Below are 8,573 nucleotides of genomic sequence, written 5' to 3'. Positions count from 1 at the left end.
AATCAACTTGAGCATTACGCTGTTCAGCTTGGGTACGCGCGACAGTCGCAGTCAAACTATCAGTTTGACCACGCAGTTCAGCCGCAATTCTATCTACCGTCGCTTGTTGGGCTACACTTTCTCCCTGTAACTGGGCTTGTAAACGGTTAACAGTAGCTTGTTGAGCATCACGCTCTCCTCGCAACTGCGCTTCCAACCTAGCAATAATCGCATTTTGAGCCTGCACTTCCTTCGGTGAACTTGATTTCACACCACCTAAATTGGCACGAGTTTCAAGTAATTTAGCCTTTGCCTCCTCAAGAGCAGCTTGGTTCGTCTTAAAATTATCCAAAACAGCAATTACTTGGTCTTTTTTGACTCTTTCTCCCTCCCTAACCAAAATTTGATCAACCCTAGTTGAAGTTTGTACTCCAGAGCTAGGAGCAGAAATTCTAATCACCTCACCGCGCGGTTCCAGTCGTCCTAAAGCATTAACGCTGTTACTAACAGGTCTAGTGACAGGTGCGGGGTTACTAAGACTTTGAATTTGCTGCCATCTTGCAACAGTTAACACCCCTGCTGTAAGTAATAAAGGAATAATTACAGCAAGACCCCACGTATATTCCCGTCGTTCTCTCGGTCGTTCAGTCTCTGACTCTTGTTCTGTCCACCTTGACATGATTGTTGTTTAATAATTAGTAGTTAGTAATCAAAAGCGTGAAGTTTCGAGGCAAATTATCTTTTTTGAATACCTATTTTTTGAATACCTATTTTTAAAATACCTATTTATTGAGTGATTAATATAAGCAATAGTTACAAACTTGCATAATCTCACAAATTTCCATAAAACATCAAACAAAAAACCTCCTGTAAAACAAAAAACCTCTTGTGGAACGCAAGTCCTTTGCGTCCCACATTCAAAAACAATCAGCACATTATCTTATTACCAGTTAAAATCTAATACTTAGCTGTAAATAAATACAAAACATAGCAAAATATCCTTAATAAAGATTTATTTTTAATTTTAATCATGTCTCAATAGAGAATATGCTCATTACTAACCTAATTGTTTAAAATACAATCTACAAAAATAGTAACTAATATGATGTAAATTAAATATCCAACAGCTTACGCACGCTCCTTACAAGCGCAAAAACTATTAGAGCGCAAAGTATATTTATTTGCATTACATAGAGTGATGTCTTATCTTTATACCAAAGACAACCACAGAGGCAGATAGCAATTAAAAGTTAGAAACAGAGTTTCTATTGTTTGCCATTATATATCGATTATCAAGATTTAGATTGATTTTATTTGTTTTATTTAAAGTTTGGATAAATATAGGCACCAATGTAAAATCTCTTACCGTTTTGTTTTAATTACTAATATTATTTTTAAAATTACGAACAAAAACGTTGCAAATGCAACAAAATCTCAGCAAATCAAACAAAACGTAGGGTGTGTGACGCTATAACAATTAATCAACGAAGCGAAAAAGCCAGTAGCGTCACGCACCATCTTGTATCTTAACTAGGTAAATCAAACAAAACAGTAGTCATATAATGGTCAGCCCAAGCAGAACCAAAAGCTTTTTCAAGGACTCGACGGGTTTTGTCATTTTGCTGCTGCTTAGTACAGTAATTACGCTGTCCAGCCAAAATTTCCGTTGCCTGCTGCGGTGGAACAGGGGATGAGCTTACAGCCAAACGGCAATGTATATCCAAAAAATCTCGAACACGGTTAACAAATATCTCCTCTTCAGAGGGTGTCGCAGGACGCACAAAAGTGCAAAACTCCGAAAAAATATCGCCCCATTGGGGTAACTCGCGCGGGTTTGAGAAATTCGGGGGTTCAAGAGCAGACAAAGCATCCGTATAAGCTTCTGGCATCCGCGAATTAATAGGTGACAAATCTACAATAGCAGCACTGATTTGTCCTCTACCACCAACCAAGTCACAACCAAACATTGGTAGATTATACTCAGGACGGGGAAACATCACGCAATGCAAAATGTCAAGCATGTTACCCACGCGCGCTAATTCAAGATGGATTTTCCGAAACTGAGGAGTTTGGTAGCAGCGATTTTCAATCACCAACTTCTCACCCTCCAGTTTACCTTCAACATATCCAAGCTCGGCAGGCAAAGTATACAGCGATAAATCGAGAGAAGAACGCCAAACAGCTTCGATACAATCAGCCAATTGACGAATAAGAGGGTGTTGTTGCTCACGCACAGAGGGCATAGAAGTCCTTGACATATCTTAATTTAATTAAAGAATATTATCTATCTGTCAGTTTACCGCCCCAGGCGCACCACTGGGGAAGCGGTAAGAGGTAAAGTAAAAATGACTCTCTGTATCGCGTCTTTGTCAGGCACAATGTAAAATAGCATTAGAATGAATACTACCTAAACGATGCAACTAGAAGATTATTTTGACTTTTTGGCGCCTAATGACATTCGTTTGAAAGGGCACCGTATTGGGATTGACAACGTACTTGATTATTATTTGGAAGGATATACGGCAGAAGAAATTGTAGCAAATATACCTACTCTGAGTTTGGAACAGATTCACGCGACGATTACTTACTATTTACATAATCGCGCCCAAGTCGATGCTTACTTGTTACGTTTGGCGACATGGCGCGAGGAACGTTACCAACAATCACTTGCTAATCCTTCAGCTTTAGCGCAACGCTTAAGAGCAGCGAAAGCTAAAAAATATGAGCAGCAGGTAAGCGCTTTGTGAAAGTACGTTTTTTAATCGATGAAAATTTATCGCCTCGTTTAAAAGTAGCAGTTTTGCGTCTTAACCCTGCTATAGATATTCTACGTGTAGGTGAAAGTGACGCACCAAGCTTTGGTACATTAGACCCCGATGTTTTACGTTATCTAGAATTATCACAGAGGCTACTGGTAACCGATAACCGCACCAGTATGCCATCTCACCTAGAAGCGCATTGGGCAGAGAGTGGTCAGATATGGGGATTATTTTGGGTACGCCCTAAAGTAACAATAGGAGAATTGGCAGAAGAGTTGCTATTGGTATGGGAAACAACGGAAGCAGAGGAATGGATAAGTGAGCTGGAGTGGATTCCGTTGTAAGGAAAATTTAAGCCCGACACGAGCAGGCTAAAAAGATTTTAATAATAGTGTACCGTTATATCTGTAGCTTGGTAGCAAGGAAAATTAGGATGCTCCCATCTATCAAGCTGCTGGTAGCACTTGTTTGGTTTTAATAGAAAGTGCCATAGGGTCGATAGATTTTAATTCACCGTGGCTAATGCTCCAGCAAAAATCTGCTATTTCGAGCATATCCCCAGCATCATGTGTCACAACTAATAACGTCCAATGCTGTTTTAACTTAGCGAGTAAATTTACTAACTGGCGCCGCATAGACCAATCCAACCCAGCAGTAGGTTCGTCTAACAATAATATATGTGGCTGGCGAATTAACTGTACAGCCAACGCTAAACGTCTTTGCTGACCTCCACTCAAAGCATGTGGTCGAGTTGATAAAGACAAATGCTCTAGTCCGACTTCGCTTAATGCTTCTGTTACTCGCTCTCTCCCTATCTCTGGATGTCCTAACCGTAATTCCTCTAAAATTGTTCCACCGCAAAAGTGACGCTCTGGAAATTGAAACACCAATCCAGCTAATTGCTGTATCTGTTCAGGAAGAAGTTCTTGTTCGCGCCAAAACATTGAGCCAGATGTTGGTTCGGCTAGTCCTGATAAAATTTCAAGCAATGTACTTTTACCAGAACCACTTGGCCCAATAATTAGACCGAGTTTTTGAGATTCTAAGTCAAGGTTAATAGAATTGAGAATCGGATTTGCGGAAGCCGTGGGATGATAAGTCAGGTTTCTGAGATAGAGCATTTGTTAAGATTACCAGAAAAAGTCAGCAATTTATTTATTAACTACACTACAAAGGACGATAAAGTTCCGAAAAATTCCCACAATTACGATAAATTTTAATTGTCGGCATTGGTTATTATTAATACCAATGACTAATTACATCTTGATTGTGGCTTTCCTTACGATTAAATAATGGCTACAAAGTAATGGGAGCTTAGAAAACAGACGTTAGTCAGAACTGCGTAAGAACCTCGACGCAACCTGTGTATGAGCAGCAGGGAGCGATTATTGCGATTATAAGTAACGTATACAACAGCTACAATAGTAGTATCACTGAGGAAAGTTATGGGTAAAGTGTCTTGTTCTCCAAAATCAATGTACACTGTTAATCTAACAAAACTTGCAAGTGCAGGGTTAGCAGTATTTATCACGCTTACCACCGCACTCGGCGCCTCACGCGCTGCCGACCCGTTCCGCACAACACAACCGCGTAAAATTGGCGACAATACAGAAGCAGCATTCAAAGCAATTTTTCTTCAAGGAAACTATAAAGAAGCTGACAGCTTTTTGCAAAAGGCAATAGCGAGCGAACCGAACGAACCCTTAGCGTATGCGATGAAAGCTTCATTAGCATACACAAATAACGATATTGCGAGTCTTGACACCTACAGTCAGAAAACCTCAGAAATCGCAGAAAAATTAATTTCGAGTGACCCACTGCGTGGTAACTTATACTCAGCCGTTGGGCAATTTCTGGGAGGAGCAGTTATCCTCAGTCGTCAGGGAACCGTTAATGGGGCGCCCAGTGCCTTAAGTAGACTGCGAAAAGTATATGAACTTCTGGACAAAGCAGAAGCAGCATCCCCCCAAGATCCAGAGTTAAATTTATTGAAAGGCTACATGGACTTAATGCTAGCCGTCAACTTACCATTTGCCGACCCATCCCAAGCCATCGAGCGTCTAGAGAAAAATGCGGCGCCCCAGTATCTTGTAGATAGAGGTATCGCCATTGCATACCGTGACTTGAAGCAATACGATAAAGGACTTGAATATGCCGATAGAGCATTAAAAGGTACACCAGATAACCCAGAAGTAAACTATCTTAAGGCACAGATTTTACGAGCGAAAGCCAACAAAGACAAAAACCCCCAGATGATGCGTGAAGCTGTAAGTCTATTTGACAAAGCCTTAGCCAGAAAATCTCAACTACCCTCTAGCTTAGTTAAGCAGATGGAGCGCGAACGACGTAACGCAGATAGTAGCGTAGCAACTCTCGGAAGATAGGTTTCACGCGGAAAGGGGTTATATATTTTTTAGTTTCTCCCCTTTCCTTGTGTCTTCATTGCACTTAGAGTTTTAGAATAGGTTATCTTACTCTTTTCCTTTCCCTCTTCCTATGCTTGTACAATTCCGTGAAATCAACGCTTTTGATATTTGGATTTGGTTTAAATTTAGTACAGTACCATCACAACGCGAAAAAGAATTTGTTGAAGAAGTCTTTAGTTCATGGTTTTATCTAGGTAAATTAGGCGCCTTCAACGCAGAGAATCTTCAAGTGCAGGAAACAGGTCTAGAACTTAGCTACATGACCTATAACCAGGACGGTTACGATAAAAGCTTAAAAGCACTCATGCACAACATGGGAGAATTTGAGTACGAAGGAGAATGGGGGCGATGTTGGTTTGATTTAGGTACTAGTGATGCCATTGCACTAGATATTTTGATCAACGCTCTTACCCAGCTAAGTGAAGAATATGTAATTATCGAAGAACTGTACGTCGGCGGAGAAAATGAAGATTGGTCAGTAGAAAACAGCGAAAGCCGTCCCTCTTTCATGTACGATAACTAACTGATATTTTTGTATATTTTTGTATCATCTAAAAACAATGTATAAAGAAGGTGAAATCCGTCTCATCGCCCTAGGCTTAATTCGTAACGGCGCCAAAACATTACTATCCGAAGGCTACGACCCAGTAAAACAAAGCACATTCTACAGAGCAATGGGTGGAGGAGTAGACTTTGGAGAAACCAGCTTAGAAGCACTCAAACGAGAATTTCAAGAAGAAATACAAGCCGAACTAAAAAACATTCGCTACCTGGGATGTTTGGAAAACATATTTACCTTCAACGGCAAACCCGGACATGAAATAATACAGCTATACGAATGTGACTTCGTAGACCCCAAATACTATCAATTTGAAAGGCAAGAATTTACCGAAGGCGAACGTAAAAAAACAGCAGTTTGGGTAGATATAGACCGCTGTAAATCTGGAGAATTCAGACTAGTACCTGAACAATTTTTAGATTATTTTTAAGACTGTTTTTAAGATTGTTTTTAAGATGTATTATTGTAGCACATCGCCTGTACGCCTGTACGGTGGGCATTGCCCACCCTACTATTTACTATTTACATAGAGGAAGAGTAAATTTGAACTTCAAGGAACTTATAGGTTTAAGAAGTCATCTTTTATACAAAGCCTTCCTTAATAATAACTATTTATGTCAAATCGCTTACTTAAGCTACAGCTATTTAAACCACTATTTATAACCTTATCTTTACTAGTTTCTAGCTTTGGGTGTCTTGCAAAAACATCCATAACCAATCAAAGCGCGCGCGCTACAACAAATACAGTAATTGCTCAAACTTCTAACAAACCCGCGCCACAAGAAATTTTACAAATAGGAGAAGTACGCGCGTTACCAGGCAAACTTGACACAGTACCCGTTTTCAACAGTAACAGTCCAGAATGGATAAAAACAGAAGGAATCTTACTCTCCACATTCCCAAATACTGGTAAAACAACCCCAGCACCACACCTTAACTATCCATTTCTTGGACGCTTTGATTTATTCGCCCACCACTACACGCACACACCCAAAGACTTACAAACCCTATATATCGGAGTCATACTTCAAAACCCTACAAACAAACCAGTTACCGTAGATATACAGCAAGCAGCAAGTTATTTAATGCAAGAGGCGCCGTTTGTAACTTTACCTCCATATATTGAAAACAACGACGGCAAAACTTATTCCGGTCCAGGCGCCAGAGCAGTTGCAGATGTATTACGCGGAGTACGTCAAAAAGACTTTCCAGCAAAACTAGTAATCCCACCACAGTCATATCGAATGTTAATGAATGGCTCAATACCAGTGCGTGGACTAGAAAAACCAGTAAACGGTCGTTCCAGCTTTATGCGCCTAAAAAGCAGCGGTAAAATATATGCTGCCAGCATGGCAATGTTTGCCAAGAAAAATACAGATGGCAGCGAACGGGCGCCAACTCTTACAGAATGGCAAAATTTATTAAATACCGGAAACTTCGCAGCACCGCGCGACAAAACCCCAACACCTCCCGACGCAGTAGGTGGACAACTAATATATGGACGTGTAGCAGGAGTATCACAAGGTTCACAATGGCAAGCAACACTCGTAGATAAAAACTCCACACTCCTCAAAATACCCCAACAAGGAAAAACCATCTCTTACGGTTTAGTCACATTGCGAGGTGGTCGCTTAGGAACAGAACAAAACCAAACAGCAAAAATGCTCGCGCGTTACCCAGATACGGCATACGAAGCACACGGCAACTACGGCATTGAATATAATCTAAACCTGCCATTACACAACAACACCACTCAAACACAAACAGTAGGCATCACCTTAGAAACACCATTAAAAGAAGACAAACTATCTCAAAGTAACCTACGCTTCCGCAAACCATCCTTAGACTTTCCATATTTCCGAGGAACAGTCCGAGTCAAATATACCGACGACCAAGGAAAACAACTAACTCGCTATGTACACCTATGGCACCGAACCGGACAAATAATAGAACCATTAGTTAAACTAACAATGCCAGCAAACACAAGGCGCCAAGTCCAAGTAGACTTAATATATCCACCAGACTCCACACCACCCCACGTCCTAACCGTAAAAACATCTCCAGGTGTGTGATGCCTACAACAATTCATCAAGGTACTATATAATTCATCTGGCATCACGCACCAGCTACTTCAAAGTGACGAACAAGCAGAAATTGTTAGCATTGAAAAAATTAGAGAGAAGCCAAACAATATAATTTTCTTTCTTAAACAAGAAGGATAGTAATTATGAGTTGGACATATCGTGTTTTCCGAGACAACCAAGGACGTTACTCAATTCGAGAAGTCTTTTATAACAGAGATAAAAAAATTATTAACTATAGTAAAGCACCAGTAGCAGTAGCAGGCGCCTCTGTTCAAGAACTAATGCAGCTTGTGCAATGGTTTAGAGAAGCATTCGACTTACCCGTCTTATCACTCGAAGAAATTGATAATGAAATTTCAACACAGCCTAAAAGTAATAAATCAGACCGCAGTCAAAATATTTCTTTAAAGCAAGTTATTGCCGAATCATCTACAGATGTCGATGCAGTTAGTTAACAAAAGGCGCCTAATTTTTGTAGAATTATTTCGTCGTTGGGTAACGCAACATCAGCTTGTCCACTAGCTGACATCTTGCACCTCTACGTATTAATTCTTAATTACGAGTATATATGTATTTAATAATACTAACATACATAGTCCATTTTAATGGACTTTTGCTATTAGCCTAGTCCTAGGCGGGTATGAGCGTAGTTATAAACTCTGCAATTAATATTACTGGCGCCGCAAGCGCTCCAGTAAAATATGAAACTAGCACATTTTTTGGAACCCTTATTGTATATGGATTTTTTGAATGTGCAAGTTAGGAG

General features: G+C 40.2%; 9 protein-coding genes and 1 pseudogene. 7 read left to right on the top strand and 3 right to left on the bottom strand.

The window, feature by feature from the left end; translation table 11 throughout:
* Together AC2JBO_RS40255 and AC2JBO_RS40250 are read right to left on the bottom strand one after the other, a co-directional pair.
* Window positions 1–658 (bottom strand): annotated as a pseudogene (locus AC2JBO_RS40255) (HlyD family secretion protein); the annotation flags it as partial.
* 847 nt (window positions 659–1,505) lie between these two features.
* Window positions 1,506–2,237, bottom strand: a complete 732-nt coding sequence (locus AC2JBO_RS40250; protein WP_496959237.1) for a phycocyanobilin:ferredoxin oxidoreductase — start codon at window positions 2,235–2,237, stop codon at window positions 1,506–1,508.
* Window positions 2,238–2,393: 156 nt separating this feature from the next.
* On the opposite strand from AC2JBO_RS40250, the gene AC2JBO_RS40245 reads away from it, so the two are divergent.
* Window positions 2,394–2,726: a DUF433 domain-containing protein gene (locus tag AC2JBO_RS40245; protein ID WP_496959236.1), complete on the top strand. Its 333-nt coding sequence runs from the start codon at window positions 2,394–2,396 to the stop codon at window positions 2,724–2,726.
* Window positions 2,723–3,082: a DUF5615 family PIN-like protein gene (locus tag AC2JBO_RS40240; protein WP_496959235.1), complete on the top strand. Its 360-nt coding sequence runs from the start codon at window positions 2,723–2,725 to the stop codon at window positions 3,080–3,082. Before AC2JBO_RS40245 ends, AC2JBO_RS40240 begins: the two co-directional genes overlap by 4 nt.
* Window positions 3,083–3,184: 102 nt before the next feature.
* Here the strand turns inward: AC2JBO_RS40240 and AC2JBO_RS40235 are convergent, their stop codons facing one another.
* On the bottom strand, window positions 3,185–3,859 hold the full coding sequence (locus tag AC2JBO_RS40235; protein WP_496959234.1) for an ABC transporter ATP-binding protein: 675 nt from the start codon (window positions 3,857–3,859) through the stop codon (window positions 3,185–3,187).
* A gap of 324 nt (window positions 3,860–4,183) precedes the next feature.
* Here AC2JBO_RS40235 and AC2JBO_RS40230 point away from each other — a divergent pair, with 324 nt between their 5' ends.
* The 5 genes from AC2JBO_RS40230 to AC2JBO_RS40210 all read left to right on the top strand — a co-directional run bounded on the left by AC2JBO_RS40230 (window position 4,184) and on the right by AC2JBO_RS40210 (window position 8,262).
* The gene (locus AC2JBO_RS40230) at window positions 4,184–5,122 is read left to right on the top strand and encodes a Sll0314/Alr1548 family TPR repeat-containing protein (RefSeq protein ID WP_496959233.1); all 939 of its coding nucleotides are present in this window, start codon (window positions 4,184–4,186) and stop codon (window positions 5,120–5,122) included.
* Between the two features lie 112 nt (window positions 5,123–5,234).
* On the top strand, window positions 5,235–5,687 hold the full coding sequence (locus AC2JBO_RS40225; protein WP_496959232.1) for a DUF3531 family protein: 453 nt from the start codon (window positions 5,235–5,237) through the stop codon (window positions 5,685–5,687).
* Window positions 5,688–5,724: 37 nt separating this feature from the next.
* On the top strand, window positions 5,725–6,153 hold the full coding sequence (locus tag AC2JBO_RS40220; protein ID WP_496959231.1) for an NUDIX hydrolase: 429 nt from the start codon (window positions 5,725–5,727) through the stop codon (window positions 6,151–6,153).
* Window positions 6,154–6,337: 184 nt separating this feature from the next.
* Window positions 6,338–7,795 (top strand): DUF3370 domain-containing protein, encoded by a 1,458-nt coding sequence (locus AC2JBO_RS40215; RefSeq protein WP_496959230.1) that lies wholly within the window; start codon window positions 6,338–6,340, stop codon window positions 7,793–7,795.
* Between the two features lie 155 nt (window positions 7,796–7,950).
* Window positions 7,951–8,262: a hypothetical protein gene (locus AC2JBO_RS40210; protein WP_496959229.1), complete on the top strand. Its 312-nt coding sequence runs from the start codon at window positions 7,951–7,953 to the stop codon at window positions 8,260–8,262.
* Window positions 8,263–8,573: the final 311 nt, after the last annotated feature.

The sequence above is a fragment of the Calothrix sp. CBUCES-K 9914 genome (assembly GCF_059640475.1).
The sequence above is the reverse complement of the archived record's forward strand: the minus strand, read 5'-3'. Positions and strand labels throughout refer to the sequence as shown.